This window comes from Pseudaquabacterium terrae, assembly GCF_013266755.1.
In the GTDB taxonomy this organism is placed as follows: Bacteria; Pseudomonadota; Gammaproteobacteria; order Burkholderiales; family Burkholderiaceae_C; genus Pseudaquabacterium; species Pseudaquabacterium terrae.
Window position 1 is genome coordinate 213,089 of sequence record NZ_JABRWJ010000001.1, and the last position, 16,721, is coordinate 229,809.

Annotated in this window: 18 protein-coding genes; 8 read left to right on the forward strand and 10 right to left on the reverse strand. The window is 68.3% G+C overall.

Annotated elements, in window-relative coordinates; translation table 11 throughout:
• The first annotated feature begins 49 nt into the window (after positions 1–49).
• Entirely contained in the window at positions 50–1,267 is a 1,218-nt protein-coding gene (locus HLB44_RS01000; RefSeq protein WP_173119696.1) for a DUF4382 domain-containing protein, read from the forward strand.
• On the opposite strand, the gene HLB44_RS01005 is transcribed toward HLB44_RS01000, so the two are convergent.
• On the reverse strand, positions 1,254–2,027 hold the full coding sequence (locus HLB44_RS01005) for a TerC family protein (RefSeq protein ID WP_173119698.1): 774 nt from the start codon (positions 2,025–2,027) through the stop codon (positions 1,254–1,256). The genes HLB44_RS01000 and HLB44_RS01005 overlap by 14 nt on opposite strands.
• A 96-nt stretch (positions 2,028–2,123) precedes the next feature.
• Between HLB44_RS01005 and nhaR the strand changes: the two genes are divergently transcribed.
• Positions 2,124–3,020, forward strand: coding sequence for a transcriptional activator NhaR (gene nhaR, locus HLB44_RS01010; RefSeq protein WP_173119700.1), 897 nt, complete (start codon positions 2,124–2,126; stop codon positions 3,018–3,020).
• Positions 3,021–3,081: 61 nt separating this feature from the next.
• On the opposite strand, the gene HLB44_RS01015 is transcribed toward nhaR, so the two are convergent.
• The 5 genes from HLB44_RS01015 to HLB44_RS01035 all read right to left on the reverse strand — a co-directional run bounded on the left by HLB44_RS01015 (position 3,082) and on the right by HLB44_RS01035 (position 7,236).
• Positions 3,082–3,486, reverse strand: coding sequence for a YybH family protein (locus HLB44_RS01015; protein WP_173119702.1), 405 nt, complete (start codon positions 3,484–3,486; stop codon positions 3,082–3,084).
• A gap of 10 nt (positions 3,487–3,496) precedes the next feature.
• Complete coding sequence (locus HLB44_RS01020; protein ID WP_173119704.1) at positions 3,497–4,204, reverse strand: GntR family transcriptional regulator; 708 nt, start codon at positions 4,202–4,204, stop codon at positions 3,497–3,499.
• Positions 4,205–4,218: 14 nt separating this feature from the next.
• Positions 4,219–5,550, reverse strand: coding sequence for a C4-dicarboxylate transporter DctA (locus HLB44_RS01025; RefSeq protein ID WP_173119706.1), 1,332 nt, complete (start codon positions 5,548–5,550; stop codon positions 4,219–4,221).
• Between the two features lie 211 nt (positions 5,551–5,761).
• Positions 5,762–5,992, reverse strand: coding sequence for a 4-oxalocrotonate tautomerase (locus tag HLB44_RS01030; RefSeq protein ID WP_173119708.1), 231 nt, complete (start codon positions 5,990–5,992; stop codon positions 5,762–5,764).
• A 38-nt stretch (positions 5,993–6,030) separates the two neighbouring features.
• On the reverse strand, positions 6,031–7,236 hold the full coding sequence (locus tag HLB44_RS01035) for a urate hydroxylase PuuD (protein ID WP_173119710.1): 1,206 nt from the start codon (positions 7,234–7,236) through the stop codon (positions 6,031–6,033).
• 254 nt (positions 7,237–7,490) lie between these two features.
• Here HLB44_RS01035 and HLB44_RS01040 point away from each other — a divergent pair, with 254 nt between their 5' ends.
• Complete coding sequence (locus tag HLB44_RS01040; protein WP_217283493.1) at positions 7,491–7,976, forward strand: pilin; 486 nt, start codon at positions 7,491–7,493, stop codon at positions 7,974–7,976.
• Here HLB44_RS01040 and HLB44_RS01045 read toward each other — a convergent pair whose 3' ends face one another.
• Both HLB44_RS01045 and uraH read right to left on the reverse strand, forming a co-directional pair.
• The gene (locus HLB44_RS01045; RefSeq protein ID WP_173119714.1) at positions 7,977–8,546 is read right to left on the reverse strand and encodes a Uma2 family endonuclease; all 570 of its coding nucleotides are present in this window, start codon (positions 8,544–8,546) and stop codon (positions 7,977–7,979) included.
• Positions 8,547–8,604: 58 nt separating this feature from the next.
• Complete coding sequence (gene uraH / locus HLB44_RS01050) at positions 8,605–8,961, reverse strand: hydroxyisourate hydrolase (protein WP_173119716.1); 357 nt, start codon at positions 8,959–8,961, stop codon at positions 8,605–8,607.
• A gap of 85 nt (positions 8,962–9,046) precedes the next feature.
• Between uraH and HLB44_RS01055 the strand changes: the two genes are divergently transcribed.
• From HLB44_RS01055 to HLB44_RS01070, 4 genes are read left to right on the forward strand one after another with little or no spacing between them, the layout of a single operon-like run.
• Complete coding sequence (locus HLB44_RS01055) at positions 9,047–9,802, forward strand: GntR family transcriptional regulator (RefSeq protein WP_173119718.1); 756 nt, start codon at positions 9,047–9,049, stop codon at positions 9,800–9,802.
• Positions 9,803–9,813: 11 nt separating this feature from the next.
• Positions 9,814–10,794: an allantoinase PuuE gene (gene puuE, locus HLB44_RS01060; protein WP_173119720.1), complete on the forward strand. Its 981-nt coding sequence runs from the start codon at positions 9,814–9,816 to the stop codon at positions 10,792–10,794.
• A 5-nt stretch (positions 10,795–10,799) separates the two neighbouring features.
• Entirely contained in the window at positions 10,800–12,569 is a 1,770-nt protein-coding gene (uraD, locus tag HLB44_RS01065; protein ID WP_173119722.1) for a 2-oxo-4-hydroxy-4-carboxy-5-ureidoimidazoline decarboxylase, read from the forward strand.
• A gap of 4 nt (positions 12,570–12,573) precedes the next feature.
• On the forward strand, positions 12,574–13,836 hold the full coding sequence (locus HLB44_RS01070; protein WP_173119724.1) for a M20 family metallopeptidase: 1,263 nt from the start codon (positions 12,574–12,576) through the stop codon (positions 13,834–13,836).
• A 7-nt stretch (positions 13,837–13,843) separates the two neighbouring features.
• On the opposite strand, the gene HLB44_RS01075 is transcribed toward HLB44_RS01070, so the two are convergent.
• Together HLB44_RS01075 and HLB44_RS01080 are read right to left on the reverse strand one after the other, a co-directional pair.
• A complete protein-coding gene (locus tag HLB44_RS01075) occupies positions 13,844–14,176 on the reverse strand; it encodes a hypothetical protein (RefSeq protein WP_173119726.1) in 333 nt (110 codons plus the stop codon).
• A 47-nt stretch (positions 14,177–14,223) separates the two neighbouring features.
• A complete protein-coding gene (locus HLB44_RS01080) occupies positions 14,224–14,979 on the reverse strand; it encodes a putative signal transducing protein (RefSeq protein WP_173119728.1) in 756 nt (251 codons plus the stop codon).
• A 105-nt stretch (positions 14,980–15,084) separates the two neighbouring features.
• Between HLB44_RS01080 and HLB44_RS01085 the strand changes: the two genes are divergently transcribed.
• The gene (locus HLB44_RS01085; RefSeq protein ID WP_173119730.1) at positions 15,085–16,695 is read left to right on the forward strand and encodes a tryptophan halogenase family protein; all 1,611 of its coding nucleotides are present in this window, start codon (positions 15,085–15,087) and stop codon (positions 16,693–16,695) included.
• Positions 16,696–16,721 lie beyond the last annotated feature (26 nt).

Consider the following 16,721-nt stretch of genomic DNA (forward strand, 5'->3'; position numbering starts at 1 on the left):
TCGGGCTCGCGCACGATGTTTGCCGGCGCAAGCGCGAAAGGAATCCATCATGACCACACAGCTCGGCCTCGCGGCAAAACGAAGAACGCTGACCACTCTGTTCGCACTGGCGGCGCTGGCCGGCTGCGGCGGCGGTGGCGGCGATGCCGGCGGCACGCCGGTGCCACCGCCGCTGGGCGGCGGCAACGGCACGCTGCGCGCCTGGCTCACCGATGCGCCGGCCTGCGGCTACGACAGCGTGCACGTCAGCGTCGAGAAAGTGCGCGTGCACCAGAGCGCCAGCGCCGACGAGGGCGCCGCCGGCTGGTCGGAGATCGTGCTGTCGCCGGCACGCCGCATCGATCTGCTGAGCCTGCGCAACGGCGTGCTGAGCGAGCTCGGCCAGACGACGTTGGCCCCCGGCCGCTACCAGCAGCTGCGGCTGGTGCTGGCGACCAACAGTGCCGCGGCGCCGCTGGCCAACGCGGTGCGGCCGAGCGGCGAAGCGGAGGTCGAGCTGAAGACGCCGAGCGCGCAGCAAAGTGGCCTGAAGCTCAACGTCGGCATCGACATCGCCGCCAACCAGAGCGCCGACATCGTGATCGACTTCGACGCCTGCAAGTCGGTGCTGCGCGCCGGCAATTCGGGCAACTTCATCCTGAAACCGGTGCTGCAGGCGACGCCGCGCTTCGTGACCGGCGTGCAAGGCTTCGTCGAGGCCGCGTTGATCGGCCCGCTGACGACGGTGTCGCTGCAGCAGGGCGGCATGGCGATCAAGAGCACGCAGCCGGATGCGACCGGCAAGTTCGTGCTGCAACCCGTCGCGCCCGGCAGCTACACGCTGGTGCTGGCCGCGCCGGGCCGCACGACGCTCACCGTGACCGGCGTGGCCGTCAGCGGCAGCAGCTTGACGGCGATCGGCAGCAGCGCGGTGCCGCTGCTGGCGCCGGCCTCGGCCAGCGGCAACCTGGTCGGCAGCGTCAGCAGCGCGGTGGCGCCGATCGATGCGCTGGTGCGGGTGACGCAGTCGCTGACCGGCGGGGCGATGCTGGAGTGGACGGCGGTGCCGGTCAACGCGTCGACGGGCGCCTATGCCCACAGCGTGCCGGTCGCGGCGCCGCTGGTGGCGGCCTATGTGCCGGCGCCGGCGCCGCTCGTCTTCGCGTCCGACAACCCGGCCGCCGGCCGCTACACGGTGGTGGCGACGTCCGGCGGCATCACCAAGTCGGCCGGACCGCTGACGCTCGCGGCGGGCGCGACGCTGACCAACAACTTCACGTTCCCGTGACGGCCAGCTGCTGGCGCTTGCGCCGCGCGCGCAGGTTCAGCGCCTCGACCGCCAGCGAGAAGGCCATCGACGCGTAGATGTAGCCCTTGGGCACGTGCGCGTCGAAGGCTTCGGCCGTCAGCGCCATGCCGACCATCACCAGGAAGGCCAGCGCCAGCACCTTGACCGACGGATGGCTGTCGACGAATTCGCCGATCGGCTTGGACGCCCACAGCATCACGCCGACCGCGGCGATCACCGCGGCCGCCATCACGGCGAGCTGGTCGACCATGCCGACGGCGGTGATCACCGAGTCGAGCGAGAAGACGATGTCGATCACCGCGATCTGGCCGATCGTCGCCCACAGCATCGTGCGGCGCGCGGCCAGCGCCGCGGCGTCGAGCGTGCTTTCTTCGGCGCCGGCCGCCGGCGTGTCGCGCAGGTCACGCGCCTCGACCTCGACGAAGATCTCGTGCGAGGCCTTGTAGAGCAGGAACAGACCGCCCCCCAGCAGCACCAGGTCGCGCCCGCTGATCGATTGACCGAGCAGGCTGAAGAGCTCTTCCTTCAGCCCCATCACCCAGCTCAGCGAGAACAGCAGCGCCAGCCGCGTCACCATCGCGAACGCCAGGCCCAGGCGCCGCGCGCTGTTGCGCTGCTCCGGCGGCAGGCGGCCGACGAGGATCGAGATGAAGATGATGTTGTCGATGCCGAGCACGATTTCGAGTGCGGTGAGCATCGCGAACGCGATCCAGACCTGGGGGTCGAGCAGCAGTTCCATGGCGGGGGGTCCTTCGGGGAATCCGCGACCATAGGCGCACCGGCGATTCGCGTAAAGTCGAATTTCCGCGCCTGTCGCTTCGCAAAAACCGAAGCCTTGAACTTCAAGCACCTGCACTACTTCTGGGCCGCGGCCAAGGCCGGCGGCATCGTGCGCGCGGCCGAGCAGCTGCACGCCACGCCGCAGACGCTGTCGGCGCAGATCAAGCTGCTGGAGTCGCGGCTCGGCTGCAGCCTGTTCAAGAAGGCCGGCCGACATGTCGAGCTGACCGACGAAGGCCGCATCGCGCTGCGCTACGCCGACCAGATCTTCGCGCTCGGCGCCGAGCTGCAGACCGCGCTCGCCCAGGCGCGCAGCGGCCAGCGCACGCTGGTGTTTCGCGTCGGGCTGGCCGACGCGGTGCCGAAGTCGATCGCCTACCGCCTGCTCGAGCCGGCACTGAAGCTGCCGGTCGAGGTGCGGCTGGTGGTCCACGAGGGCAAGCTCGCCGACCTGCTGGCGCAGCTGTCGGTGCAGCGGCTGGACCTGGTGATCGCCGACGAGCCGCTCGGGCGCCGCGCCAGCATCAAGGCCTTCGACCATGCGCTGGGGTCGACGGCGATGAGCTTCTTCGCGACGCCGGCGCTCAAACGCACGCTGCGCGGGCGTTTCCCGGCCTTGCTCGACGGCGCGCCGATGCTGGTGCAGGGCGCGCAATCGGCATTGCGCGGCCGGCTCGAGCGCTGGCTCGCTGAAGCGCAGCTGAAGCCGCGCGCGGTCGGCGAATTCGACGACGCAGCGTTGATGAAGGCCTTCGGCGCCGAAGGCCGCGGCGTCTTCATGTCGCCGACGGTGCTCGAGGCCGAGACCTGCGCGCAGTACGGCGTGAAGGTGCTCGGCCGTGCAGCCGGCTTGAGCGAGGAGTTCCACGCCATCTCGGTCGAGCGGCGCCTGAGCCACCCCTGCGTCGTCGCGATCACGCAGGCGGCGCGCGGCGGGTTTCTGGAGGGCTGATCGGCACCGGAGGGGCGTGACCGATGGGAAGTCACGCGGTCGCCGCTGCCACGACGCCGCCCTACTGGGGCTTCGGGAAGCGGCTCAAGTGCTCGTGGACGATGCGCAACTGGCCGTTCTCGTTGCGCAGCACGCGGGTGCCGCGCCCGCGGATCGTGAATGACCGGCCGGCCTGCGAGCCTTCCCAGTTGTAGGTGTAGGTGGCGGTGGCGGTCGTGTGATCGGTGGTCAGCACGACGATGTCGGAGAGGTAGAAGCGCGCCTTCCTGACGCTGGGGTCGCCGCGCCAGGTCTTCTCGAACACCGCCCGGATGGCCGGCCGGCCGACGAAGTCGCCGTCGTTGAAGCGGAAGTAGGCCCGCTCGTCGATCAGGTGCTCGATCAGGCTGAAGTCTTCCTTCTCGGCAAGCGCTTCGAACCGATGCAGGAACTCGACCACGGATTCAGCGGACAGCGATGCTTGCATGTTCGCGAGCTTAGCGCGAGATCGACGCGTCCTTGGGCGTCGGCGCCAGCGGCGCCAGCGTCGCGCGCAGGCGCTCGCGCGGATCGTCACGCGCGGCGAGCGACTGGCCGAGGGCGGATTCGACGCTGCCGATGTGCTGCAGCATCAGCGCCTCGGCCCGGGTCAGGTCGCCGGCTTCGAGCGCGGCGACGATGCGGGCATGGTCGGCGCAGGATTCGCGCGCGTCGTGCGTGCTCTGGTAGAGCGTGGCGACCAGCGTCGTGCGTGCGGTCAGGTCGCGCAGCATGTCGGCCAGCATGCGGTGGCCCAGGCATTCGGCGAGGCAGACGTGGAAGTCGGCGAGCACGAAGGCGCGGGTCGCCGCATCGGCGCCGTCGACCGCCTGGCGCTCGTCGCGGATGTGCGCCTTCAGCCGCTTCAGCACCGCTTGCAGCGGCCGGCCTTCGCACTGCCTGAGCATGCCGCCCTCCACCGCGCGGCGCGCGGCGAAGGCGTCACGCGCCTCGTCGATCGACGGCTCGACGACGTACCAGCCCTTGCGCGACCGCACCTCGACGAAGCCGCGCGCCTGCAACTGCATCAGCGCCTCGCGCACCAGCGTGCGGCTGACGCCGAACAGATCCGCCAGTTCCTGCTCGCCGAGGCGCTCGCCGGGTTTCAACTTCTGCGCGAGGATCGCTTCGACCACGCGCTGGGCAATGTCGGATTGGCTGGCCATCACCAGATCATGACTCAAGCCTTGGCGGTGGCGGTCAGCGGCAGCGCAGGCACCAGCTGGTCTTCGCTGTCGTCCACCGTCGGCGCCGCACGTCCGTCGAGCACCGCATGCGCCTGGTCGCGGTCGATATCCCCTTCCCACGCGGCGATCGCCACGGTCGCGACGCAGTTGCCGATCAGGTTGCCGAGCGCACGCGCAATGCCCATGAACCAGTCAACCGACAGCACCAGCACCAGCCCGATCGCCGGAATCGCGGGAATCGCCTGCAAGGTGGCGGCGAGCACGACGATCGCCGAGCCCGGCACGCCGTGCGCGCCCTTGCTGGTGATCAGCGACACCGCCAGGATCGTCAGCAGGTCGGTCATCGAGATGGGCGTGTTGGTCGCCTGTGCGATGAACACCGCGGCCAGCGTGATGTAGATCGAGAACGCGTCGAGGTTGAACGAGTAGCCGGTGGGAATGACCAGGCCGACCGTCGAATCGCGCACGCCCATGCGGCGCAGCTTGGCCATCACCTGCGGCAGCACGCTGTCGCTGGAGGTCGTCGCGAAGACCACCGCGAGCTCCTCGCGCAGGTACTTCAGGAACTTCCACAGCGAGAAGCCGGCGAGCCGCATGATCAGCCCGAGCACGCCGAAGACGAAGATCAGCACCGCGCCGTAGAACAGCAGCACCAGCATGCCGAGCTGCTTCAGCGAACCGAGCCCGTACTTGCCGACCGTGAAGGCGATCGCGCCGAGCACGCCCAGCGGCGCCAGCCGGATGATGATGCCCATGGTCTTGAACAGCACCTGCGACATCGTCTCGATGAAGTTCGCGACCGGCGCGCCGCGCTCGCCGACCAGCGCCAGCGCGCAGCCGAACAGCACGGCGAACAGCAGCACCTGCAGCACGTCGCCGGTGGCGAAGGCATGGACCACCGTCGTCGGGATCAGCTTCATCAGGAAGTCGACGGTGCCGCCGGAGGTCAGCTTGCCGGCGTTCTCGGCATAGGCGCCCATCAACTTCGCATCCAGCGCCTTCGGGTCGACGTTCATGCCGACGCCGGGCTGGAACCAGAACGCGAGGATCAGGCCGAGGATCAGCGCGACCGTCGTCACCGCCTCGAAGTAGATCAGCGCCTTGATGCCGACGCGGCCGACGCGCTTCAAGTCCCCGGCGCCGGCGATGCCGTGCACGACGACGCAGAACACCAGCACCGGGATCAGCATCTTGACCAGCTTGATGAAGGCATCGCCGAGCGGCTTGAGCTTGATCGCCAGCTCGGGCATCGCGAAGCCGAGCAAGACGCCGACCAGCAGCGCCAGCACGACCTGGCCGAAGAGTGAACGCAGGAAACGGGGCATTGAAGACCTCCAGGCGAAGGGTTGCGACAACTGGACCACACGCTTGTATGCAAGCAATGTAGGCAATGGTCGTCCCAGGGCGTCTGGTGTTTACCCGCGGGATTGGCGCATGGGCGCGGTGATCAGACGTGCACGAAAACGCAGCAATCGCGCCGGGCGGCGAGCAGGAGGCCGGCTCGAGGCGCGCACGAGGCCGGCCGCCGGCGCCGCGTCAGGCCGGGTCGGTCGAGCCGGCAGCCGGCGCCGGTGCGCCGGCGGAGCGCTCGCTCCACAGCCGGCCGCCGGTGGCCCAGTCGTGCCGGGCGACGTCGCGGAAGATCACGTCGACCGCATCGCCGCTGCCGCCGAGCACGCGCACGCAGGCCTCGGTGATTTCCTTGGCCAGCGCGGCCTTCTGCGCAACGGTGCGGCCTTCGAACAGTTCGACATGGATCGTGGGCATCGGGAATCCTCCGGCGGTTTCAACTGGGCCGGGGATTTTCAGCGCACTGGCGCGCCCGCTTCGAACCAGCGCTTGATCAACGCGCGCTCGGCGTCGGTGATCTGCGTCGCGTTGTTCAGCGGCATCAGCTTCAGCACCGCCACCTGCTGGTAGACGGTCTGCGCGTGCTGCTTGACCAGCTCCGGCGTGTGCAGCGCGACGTTCTTCTGCTGCAGTTGGGCGTTATGGCACATCGCGCAGCGTTGATCGATCACCGCCTTGACGTCGCCGAAAGCGACCGGCCTGGCCTCGGCAGCCACTGCGGCGGCCGACGGCGGCGGCGGCGCCAGCCACAGCGCCAGGATCACCAGCATCGCGGTGCCGCCGACCGCATGCTCCCACGGCACGCGCTTGCCCTGCACCTGCGCCTTGTGCCGCGCGACGAAGCTGTGCCGTATCAACGCGCCGGCCAGCATCAGCAGCACCAGCACGAGCCAATTGTTGGTTCCCTGGTACAGCCAGCCGTAGTGGTTGGACAGCATCGCGATCAGCACCGGCAGCGTGAAGTAGGTGTTGTGCACGCTGCGCTGCTTCGCGCGCTGCCCGTGGATCGGGTCGACGGCCAGGCCGGCCTTCATCTGCGCCACCACGGTGCGCTGGCCCGGGATGATCCAGAAGAAGACGTTGGCGCTCATCGCCGTGGCCAGCATCGCACCGACCAGCAGGAAGGCTGCGCGGCCGGCGAAGAGCTGGCAGGCGAGCCAGGACGCGAAGATCACGAACACCAGCACGCCGAGCGCGACGATGCGGTCGCCATTCTTCTTTTGACCGAAAGCGCGGCAGATCAGGTCGTAGACCAGCCAGAACGCGACCAGGAAACCGAGCGACGCGCCGATCGCTGCGCCGGCCGACCAGTCGTGCACGCTCTTGTCGATGAGAAAGCTGCCGGCGTTGAACAGGTACAGCACCGTGAACAGGCCGAACCCGGTCAGCCAGGTGCTGTAGCTCTCCCAGTAGAACCAGTGCAGGTGCTCGGGCAGCGTCTTCGGTGCGACCAGGTACTTCTGCGGGTGGTAGAAGCCGCCGCCGTGCACGGCCCAGAGCTCACCGTCGACGCCCTTGGCCTTCAGCTCCGGCGCGGTCGGCGCGGTGAGGCTGTTGTCGAGGAAGACGAAATAGAACGACGAGCCGATCCAGGCAATCGCCGTGATGACATGGGCCCAGCGCAACAGCAGGTTGGCCCAATCGAGCAGGTACGCATCCATCGCTTCTCTCACATCGTCAGTGGAAAGTGCGGCCACGCAAGTGTGCTGCACCTTCCTCACCACAGCGGGCTCTGTGAGGAGCGAACGTCGCGACCGAGGGGTTGACACCCGAACGGGCTCCGCGGCGACGTGCCAAAAGTGTATACACCATCGTGCACACAATGGTTCGGGTAAACCCTGGCATCGCCCGAGGTTCCCGTTGTCAGCCGGGCCGGCCGCGTCCGTGGACAAGAATGGATGCAAGGGGAGCGCAGATGGCGATGCACCGCAAGGGATTCACGTTGGTCGAAATGATGGTCGTCCTGGCCATCATCGCGATCCTGGCGACGCTCGCGCTGCCCAGTTTCCAGAGCAGCTTCGTGCGCAGCCAGATCATCGAGGCGGTGAAGCTCGTCGACATCGCCAAGCGGCCGATCGCGGCGGCCTGGGCCGCCTCGGGCGAGCTGCCGCCCGACAACCCGAGCGTCGGCCTGCCGGCGCCCGATCGCGTCGTCAGCACCCACGTCAGCGCGATGTGGGTCGAGAACGGTGCAATCCACATGCGCTTCGGCAACAAGGCGCACGGGATGATCCACGGCAAGACGCTGAGCTTCCGGCCGGCGGTGGTCGAGGGTGCGCAGGTCGTGCCGGTCAGCTGGGTCTGCGGCCATGCCAGTGCGCCGCAGAAGATGACGCTGCGCGGCACGAACCGAACCGATGTGCCGGTCAACGTGCTGCCGCTGAACTGCAAGGCGGATTGATCAGGAGCCGGCCGGCTCGCTCTCCATGCCCTTGAAGAGATCGGCGCGGGCAATTCGGCAATCGATGCTGGCGAGCTCGAACTCGCCTTGCTCGCTCATGTCCAGAAGATTCCACAAGCCGTCATCGCCGAGCCGAAACACCTCGACGCGCCGGGTGTCAGGGTCGATCAAGCCGTATTCACGCAGCGATGGCAGACGGCGATAGATTGCGAACTTGCGGCTGCGGTCGTACTCCTGCGTGGAGGGCGAAAGGACTTCGATGATCAGGATTGGCGCTGTAAACACGGCCTGATCCGGCCCGAACTGCTTGTCGCAGGTGACGAACACGTCGGGGTAGAGCACAGCCTCGTCCGCCACCTGGACCTTCATGTTCTCGCTGAAGGCTTGGCACGGCGTATCGTCGAGTTGGTTCCCGAGGTGTCGCATCAGGTTGGCGATGACCCGGCCGTGTCCACGCTTGCCGCCGACCATGGCGTAGACGTCGCCGCGCCAGAACTCATTGCGCTCCGGTCGGTCGCGCTCCCACGCGAGAAATTCCGCGATGGTCAGCTTTCGCAGCGGGACACCCATGACTCATCCTTCACGATGCCTACGATCGGCGCCCCACGAGGGCACTCTGATCATAGTGTCAGGAGCCGCGATAGGTCGAATACGCCCACGGGCTGACCAGCAGCGGCACGTGGTAGTGGCCGGCGGCGTCGGCGATGCCGAAGTCCAGCGGCACGGAGTCGATGAACGGCGGCTCCGGCAGCGTGACGCCGCGGCCGCGGAAATACGCAGCGACCTCGAATACCAGCCGGTAGCGGCCGGCGGCCATCGCCGCGGCATCGAGCAGCGGGCCGCCGTCGTTGCGGCCGTCGGCATTCAGCACGATGCGCTTGAGCGTGTCGGCACGCTCGCCGTCGAGGCGCTGCAGGGTCACCACCATGCCGGCGGCGGGGCAGCCGTTCATCGTGTCGAGGACGTGGGTGCTGAGGTGGCCCATGGTTCGCCGTCAAGGAAAGTGCGCTTGCACGATGACTCAAAGTGTATACACTTGCGAATACACGTCAACCCGTCCATCGCCCGCCATGCCGCGCAGCCGCGCCAACCTGAAGGTGATCCGCCCCGCCCCGCGCGCCACGGCCCGCGCCCCGGCGGTCGACGACGATGCGCCTGCTTCCAGCACCACGCAGCGCATCGTCGAGTCGATCACCACGGCGATCGTCGAGCGCCGGCTGATGCCCGGCACCAAGCTTGCCGAACAGAAGATCGCCGACATCTTCGAAGTCTCGCGCACCATCGTGCGCCAGGCGCTGAACCAGCTCAGCCGCGACCACCTGGTGACGCTGGAACCGGCGCGCGGCGCCTTCGTCGCCACGCCCAGCGTCGACGAGGCGCGCCAGGTCTACGAAGTGCGCGCGATGCTCGAAGCGGCGCTGGTGCGCCAGCTGTGCGCGCGCATCACCGACGCGCAGATCGCCGAGCTGCGCGCGCATCTGCGCGACGAGCGCGAGGCGATCGGCCGCACCGACGTGCCCGGGCGCACGCGGCTGCTGGCCGACTTCCACATCGTGCTCGCCCGCATGCTCGGCAACGAGGTGCTGGCGCGCCTGCTGACCGACCTGCTGTCGCGCTCGTCGCTGATCTCGCTGATGTACCAGTCCTCGCATTCGGCCGAGGCCTCGCAGGACGAGCACGTCGCGATCGTCGATGCACTGCAGCGCCGCGACGCGCGTGCCGCCGTGCGGCTGATGGAGCAGCACCTGCACAGCGTCGAGCGCAACCTGCGGCTCGACCCACGCGCGCCCGATCTCGAGGCCGTATTGCGACCGTCCCACGAATGAGCCCCCCGACGATGAATTCCGCCGATCAACGACGCTACCCGCGCGACCTGCACGGCTACGGCCGCCGCCCGCCGCATCCGCACTGGCCGAATCGCGCGCGCGTGGCCGTGCAGTTCGTGCTCAATTACGAAGAAGGCGGCGAGAACTCGGTGCTGCACGGCGATGCCGGCAGCGAGCAGTTCCTGTCCGAGCTGTTCAGCCCCGCGGCCTACACGGCGCGCCACCTGAGCATGGAAGGCATCTACGAATACGGCGCGCGCGCCGGCGTGTGGCGCATCCTGCGCGAATTCGAGTCGCGCGGCCTGCCGCTGACGGTGTTCGGCGTCTCGATGGCGCTCGAGCGCTGCCCCGAGGTCACCGCCGCCTTCGTCGAGCTCGGCCACGAGATCGCCTGCCACGGCTGGCGCTGGATCCATTACCAGAACGTCGACGAAGCGACCGAGCGCGCGCACCTGCAGCGCGGCCTCGAGATCCTCCGGCGCCTAACCCAAGATCAGCGCGGCCATGCGAATCCGCTGCACGGCCTCGGCTGGTACACCGGCCGCGACAGCCCGAACACGCGTCGCCTGCTCGTCGAGCACGGCGGCCTCGAATACGACAGCGACTACTACGGCGACGACCTGCCGTTCTGGCTGCAGGTGAAGAAGAGCGACGGCACGCTGGCGCCGCACCTGGTCGTGCCGTACACGCTCGATTGCAACGACATGCGCTTCGCGCTGCCGCAAGGCTTCAGCCACGGTGACGAATTCTTCGAGTACCTGCGCGACGCCTTCGACGTGCACTACGCCGAAGGTGAAGAGCGCCCGAGCATGATGAGCATCGGCATGCATTGCCGGCTGCTCGGCCGGCCCGGGCGCATGCGCGCGCTGCAGCGCTTTCTCGACCACGTGCAGGCGCACGACCGCGTCTGGGTCACGCGCCGCATCGACATCGCGCGGCATTGGAAAGCGACGTTTCCCTTCGATGCCGCGACCGCTTTCGTCTGGGAGTGAACCTGATGAGCCTGAGCCTCGACCAATTGAATGCCGCGACGCCGGCCGGATTCGCCGCGCTGCTCGACGGCGTGTACGAACACTCGCCGTGGATCGCCGAGCGCGCCGCGGCGCGGCGGCCCTTCGCCAGCCGCGCCCAGCTCGAACACGCGCTGGTGCAGGCGGTGCGCGAAGCCGGCCGCGAGCCGCAGCTCGCGCTCATCCGCGCCCACCCGGAGCTGGCCGGCAAGGCGATGGTCGCGAAGACGCTGACTGCCGAATCGACCCACGAGCAGGGCAAGGCGGGACTGACCGACTGCACGCCGCAGGAGTTCGCCAAGCTGCAGCAACTGAACGCCGACTACAACGCGAAATTCGGCTTTCCGTTCATCCTCGCGGTGCGCGGCCCGCGTGGGCTCGGGCTCACACGCCAGGAGATCATCACCACCTTCGAGCGGCGGCTGCAACACCCCACCGACTACGAACTGCACGAAAACCTGCGCAACATCCACCGCATCGCGCAGATCCGGCTCGACGACAAGTTCGGCGAGTCGCCCGCGCTCGGCAACCTGGTGTGGGACTGGGCCGAGAAGCTCGCCCAGCACAGCGACCCCGGTTATGCCGAGAACGGCCAGCTCACCGTCACCTACCTCACGGATGCGCACCGCGCCTGCGCGCAGCGCCTGGCGCACTGGATGCGCGAGGACTGCGGCTTCGACCGCGTCGAGATCGATGCGGTCGGCAACGTCGTCGGCGTCTACGACGGCGCCGATCCGAATGCACCGCGGCTGCTGACCGGCAGCCACTACGACACCGTGCGCAATGGCGGCAAGTACGACGGGCGGCTCGGCATCTTCGTGCCGATGGCCTGCGTGCGTGAATTACGCAATGCCGGCCGGCGGCTGCCCTTCGGCCTCGAGGTGGTCGGCTTCGCCGAGGAGGAAGGCCAGCGTTACAAGGCCACCTTCCTCGGCTCCGGCGCGCTGACCGGGCATTTCGATCCCACCTGGCTCGAGCAGCAGGACGCCGACGGCATCACGATGCGCCAGGCGATGCAGCACGCGGGCCTGTGCATCGCCGACATTCCGAAGCTCGAGCGCGACCCGTCTCACTACCTCGGCTTCGTCGAGGTGCACATCGAGCAGGGCCCGGTGCTCAACGAGCTCGACCTGCCGCTGGGCATCGTCACCTCGATCAACGGCAGCGTGCGCTACCTGGGCGAAGTGATCGGCATGGCCAGCCACGCCGGCACGACGCCGATGGACCGCCGGCGCGACGCCGCGGCGGCCGTCGCCGAATTGATCCTCTACCTCGAAAAAAGAGCGGCCAGTGAACCGCACCTGGTCGGCACGGTCGGCATGCTCGAAGTGCCGAGCGGCTCGATCAACGTCGTGCCCGGCCGCTGCAAGTTCAGCCTCGACATCCGCGCGACGACCGACGCGGTGCGCGACGCCTGCGCCGCCGACGTGCTGGCCGAGCTCGAGCGCATCTGCGAGCGGCGCGGCCTGGCGCACCGGCTGGAGGAAACGTTGCGCGCCGCTGCCGCACCCAGCGCGCCCGACTGGCAGGCGCGCTGGGAACGGGCCGTCGCCGCGCTGCAGCTGCCGATCTTCCGCATGCCCAGCGGCGCCGGCCACGATGCGATGAAGCTGCACGAGGTGATGCCGCAGGCAATGCTGTTCGTGCGCGGGCTGAACGCCGGCATCAGCCACAACCCGCTCGAATCGACCACCAACCACGACGCCGAGCTCGCGGTGCGCGCCTTCCAGCACCTGCTCGACGACCTGAATGACTGACACCATGACCCAACCGCACTACGAGGCGCTCGACGCCTGGATCGACGCCCATTTCGACGAACAGGTGCGCTTCCTGCAGGCGCTGGTGCAGGTGCCCACCGACACGCCGCCGGGCAACAACGCGCCGCACGCCGAGCGCACGGCCGAGCTGCTGCAGGGCTTCGGCTTCGATGCCGAGAAACACGCGGTGCCGGCGCAGGAGGTGCAGGACTGCGGCCTGCAATCGATCACCAACCTGATCGTGCGCCGGCGCTTCGCCGAGGGCGGTCCGGTGATCGCGCTGAATGCGCATGGCGATGTCGTGCCACCGGGCGAAGGCTGGACGCACGACCCCTACGGTGGCGCGGTGGTCGACGGCAAGCTCTACGGCCGCGCCGCCGCGGTCAGCAAGAGCGACTTCGCGAGCTACACCTTCGCGCTGCGCGCGCTCGAGGCGCTGCAGGCGCCGGTCAAGGGCGCTGAAGCGGCGGGCATGCCGCTGCGCGGCGCGGTCGAACTGCACTTCACCTACGACGAGGAATTCGGCGGCGAGCTCGGCCCCGGCTGGCTGCTGAAGCACGGGCTGACGAAGCCCGACTACCTGCTCGCCGCGGGTTTCAGCTACCAGGTGATCACCGCACACAACGGCTGCCTGCAGATGGAAGTGACGGTGCACGGCAAGATGGCGCACGCCGCGATTCCCGACACCGGCGTCGACGCGCTGCAGGGCGCCGTGACCATCCTCAATGCCTTGTACGAGCAGAATGCGCGTTATCGGTCGGTGACGTCGAAGGTGCCCGGCATCACCCATCCGTACCTCAACGTCGGCCGCATCGAAGGCGGCACCAACACCAACGTCGTGCCCGGCAAGGTGGTGCTGAAGCTCGACCGCCGCATGATCCCCGAGGAGAGCCCGGCCGAAGTCGAGGCCGACGTGCGCCGCGTGATCACCGAAGCGGCCGCCGCCTGCCCCGGCATCCACGTCGAGATCAAGCGCCTGCTGCGCGCCGAAGCCTGGAAGCCCGATCCGCGCAGCGCGCCGCTGGTGCAGGCGCTGCAGCGCCACGGCGAAGCGGTGTTCGGCGAGCCGATCCCGACCTCCGGCACGCCGCTGTACACCGACGTGCGCCTCTACGGCGCCGCCGGCGTGCCGGCCGCGATCTACGGCGCCGGCCCGCGCACGGTGCTCGAATCGAATGCCAAGCGGGCCGACGAGCACCTCGTGCTGGAGGATCTGCGCAAGGCGACGAAGGTGGTGGCGCGCACGTTGCGCGACATGCTGGGCTGACGCGGGGTCAGCGCGGCGGAGGTCGGTCGGACGAGGCGAAGTAGCGGCGCAGCGCCCGGAGCCAGCGCCCGAACGGCCCCCCACCGTTGGTCGACGGCTGACGCAGCGCGCCATGGCCGGCCTTCAGCTCGAGCATGGCTTCATCGATGCGCATTCGCGAGAGCGCTCGCGCCGCGTCGACGTGCTCGGCGCAGAACCATTCGAGGCCGTGCGGGTGCCCGCACATTCCGGGAGGCAATGGCACGTAGTCTGCGAACTGAACCAGATCCCCGGCCTTCGCCCGGCGCGACTTCACCGAATCGAGGCTTCGGTTGCAGAAGTGGCAGACGGGCGGTTTCATCGGTCAGACCCATTCAGCGAGGCCATTGCGCCGCGGCCCTATTCGTTTCACATGAACTCGCTGATCACCCAACCGCTCGCCAACAGCCCGAGCGCGACGAGCAAAGCGGGCTTGCCAAGCCCCTGTCGCCGGTACTTCGGCCCGAAGGTAGCGAAGATGTGCTTGCTCTGCGCGTATGCAACCACGAAGTACCAGACGGCCGTGAGAAAGCACATCGCCATGCTGGCGCGGAACACGATGAACGGCCCCGGGTCCGCCCGCTGCACGGCGACGATGGCCGCGATGCTGGCAGCCGCGAGCAGCGCCAGCCATAGCCATGCACCGATGCCGGAGCCGCCCTGGCCGAGGCGCTTGCCGTTGACGAGGTGGATGACGGCGCCGAATACGGGCGTCAGGATGAAGCTGAGCAACGCAGCACGATCGATGCTGAAGAGCGGTACGGGCGATTGAGCGTACGGCTTCGGCGCGGCGCTCTCCTCGCCGGGCAGCTGGTAGGCGCCGGCCTGGAATTCGGCGATGGCTTCGTGGGCGGCCTCGACCTGCTGCGCCGGAACCAGCACGCGCACGCCGCCGACCGCCTGCGTCAGCCAGCTGTTGGCCTGCACGATGTTTGCGTCGGCGACGTGCGGCGCGAGTCCGGCCGCTTCGAGCACGCCCTTCAGCAGATGCGCCTCGGTGGGCGTCGCGCAGGTCGCGACGCGCGTGTAGTCGCCCAGGTAGTCTGATGTCTGCTCGGTCATTCCGGCCTCCCTTCTGCTCGTCGTCGCAAGCTTAGCCAATACCGGCCGACAGGCGCTCGGCAAAGTTGTTGATTCGTGGCCCGGCGCGGCCCGCTCGGTAGCGATCCCGATGGCGCGTGGACCCCGCGTCCAGACAATGGGCCGCGCCGCCGCGACCGGGACCCGTGCATGGCCACCACTGCCACCCTCTTCAACTACTCGTTCACGTTCACGCCGCCCGCACCCAAGCCGGGCGTGCCGCCGACGCTGAAGAAGATCGTCATCGTCGGTGGGGGGTCCGCGGGCTGGATGACGGCGCTGATCCTGGGCAACGCGCTGCTGAAGAGCGGCGTCGAGATCACCGTGCTGGAGTCGCCGACGGTCGGCATCATCGGCGTCGGCGAGGGCTCGACGCCGTGGCTGCGCGGCTTCTTCGACAGCCTGGGCATCGCCGAGTCCGAATGGATGCCGCCGTGCCATGCCACCTACAAGTGCGGCATCACCTTCGACGGCTGGTCGACCAAGCCGGGCTTCGAGCACTACTTCCACCCGTTTGCGTCGATGCTCGACAACCTGACGATGACGCAGTTCGTGCACAACGCGCATGCGCGCATCGCCGGCGCCGACCTGCCCGCGCACCCGAACCGCTTCTTCATCTCCGCCCACCTGGCCGAGCGCCGGCTGGCGCCGAAGCCGGCCTATCAGTTCCCGTTCGACGTCTGGTACGGCTACCACTTCGACGCGGTGCTGCTCGGCGAATTCCTGCACCAGAAGGCGGTCGAGCGCGGCGTGCGCTACCAGCGCGGCCACATCGTCGATGTCCAGCTCGACGAGCAGGGCGACATTGCCTCCGTGCGCACGCAGGAGGGCGAGAGCATTGCCGCCGACTTCTTCGTCGATTGCACCGGCTTCGCCGCGCTGCTGATCGGCAAGGCCTTGAACACGCCCTTCGTCAGCTTTGCCGAGAACCTGTTCAACGATGCGGCGGTGGCGATGCCCACCCCGATCGGCGACACCATTCCACCGCAGACGGTTTCCACCGCGATGCGCCACGGCTGGAAATGGGAGATCCCGCTGACCAACCGCTATGGCAACGGTTATGTCTACAGCTCGTCGTTCTGCTCGGCCGACGAGGCCGAGCGCGAGCTGCGCGAGCGGCTGGGCTTGCTCGACTCGGACACGCCGGCGCGCCACCTGAAGATGCGCATCGGCCGCGTGACGAAGCACTGGAACCGCAATTGCCTCGCGGTGGGCCTGTCGCAAGGTTTCATCGAGCCGCTGGAGGCCACCGCGCTGCTGTTCATCCAGCGCACGGCAATGAACTTCGTCGAGTACGTCGAGAAGGGCGAGATGGACGAGGCGGCGCAGGCGCAATTCAACCAGCGCATCAACGACCATTTCGAAGGCACGCGCGACTACATCGTCACGCACTACAAAACCAATACGCGCGGCGACACCGACTACTGGCGTGCCAATGCCGCCAACATGAACCTGTCCGACGAGTTGAAGCGCTTGTTCATGATCTGGCTCTCGGGCAAGCCGATCGCGCCGGAGATCGACAGGCAGGCCATCGGCCGCGGCTATCCGGTGTTCTCGTGGTACTGCATCCTGGCCGGCATGGGCATCTTTCCCGAGCCGCAGGACCTGCGCGCAGCCACGGCGAGCGAAGCGCGCTACAGCCTCGATGAAATCGACAACCTGCTGCGGCGCAGCGCGATGAACTTCAGGGATCACCGCGAGGTGCTGGCGGACATCCCTTCGCCGCGCGTCGACAAGGCGCTGCAGATCTATTTCTGGTAGCGAGGCGGCGCGCCGCGGCGAAATCC

Excerpts from the sequence above, each read along its gene's own strand:
- HLB44_RS01000 (WP_173119696.1), top strand. The coding sequence starts at position 50 with ATGACCACACAGCTCGGCCTCGCGGCAAAACGAAGAACGCTGACCACT.
- HLB44_RS01005 (WP_173119698.1), bottom strand. The coding sequence starts at position 2,027 with ATGGAACTGCTGCTCGACCCCCAGGTCTGGATCGCGTTCGCGATGCTC.
- HLB44_RS01015 (WP_173119702.1), bottom strand. The coding sequence starts at position 3,486 with ATGCAAGCATCGCTGTCCGCTGAATCCGTGGTCGAGTTCCTGCATCGG.
- HLB44_RS01020 (WP_173119704.1), bottom strand. The coding sequence starts at position 4,204 with ATGGCCAGCCAATCCGACATTGCCCAGCGCGTGGTCGAAGCGATCCTC.
- HLB44_RS01025 (WP_173119706.1), bottom strand. The coding sequence starts at position 5,550 with ATGCCCCGTTTCCTGCGTTCACTCTTCGGCCAGGTCGTGCTGGCGCTG.
- HLB44_RS01030 (WP_173119708.1), bottom strand. The coding sequence starts at position 5,992 with ATGCCCACGATCCATGTCGAACTGTTCGAAGGCCGCACCGTTGCGCAG.
- HLB44_RS01035 (WP_173119710.1), bottom strand. The coding sequence starts at position 7,236 with ATGGATGCGTACCTGCTCGATTGGGCCAACCTGCTGTTGCGCTGGGCC.
- HLB44_RS01040 (WP_217283493.1), top strand. The coding sequence starts at position 7,491 with ATGGCGATGCACCGCAAGGGATTCACGTTGGTCGAAATGATGGTCGTC.
- HLB44_RS01045 (WP_173119714.1), bottom strand. The coding sequence starts at position 8,546 with ATGGGTGTCCCGCTGCGAAAGCTGACCATCGCGGAATTTCTCGCGTGG.
- uraH (WP_173119716.1), bottom strand. The coding sequence starts at position 8,961 with ATGGGCCACCTCAGCACCCACGTCCTCGACACGATGAACGGCTGCCCC.
- HLB44_RS01055 (WP_173119718.1), top strand. The coding sequence starts at position 9,047 with ATGCCGCGCAGCCGCGCCAACCTGAAGGTGATCCGCCCCGCCCCGCGC.
- puuE (WP_173119720.1), top strand. The coding sequence starts at position 9,814 with ATGAATTCCGCCGATCAACGACGCTACCCGCGCGACCTGCACGGCTAC.
- uraD (WP_173119722.1), top strand. The coding sequence starts at position 10,800 with ATGAGCCTGAGCCTCGACCAATTGAATGCCGCGACGCCGGCCGGATTC.
- HLB44_RS01070 (WP_173119724.1), top strand. The coding sequence starts at position 12,574 with ATGACCCAACCGCACTACGAGGCGCTCGACGCCTGGATCGACGCCCAT.
- HLB44_RS01075 (WP_173119726.1), bottom strand. The coding sequence starts at position 14,176 with ATGAAACCGCCCGTCTGCCACTTCTGCAACCGAAGCCTCGATTCGGTG.
- HLB44_RS01085 (WP_173119730.1), top strand. The coding sequence starts at position 15,085 with ATGGCCACCACTGCCACCCTCTTCAACTACTCGTTCACGTTCACGCCG.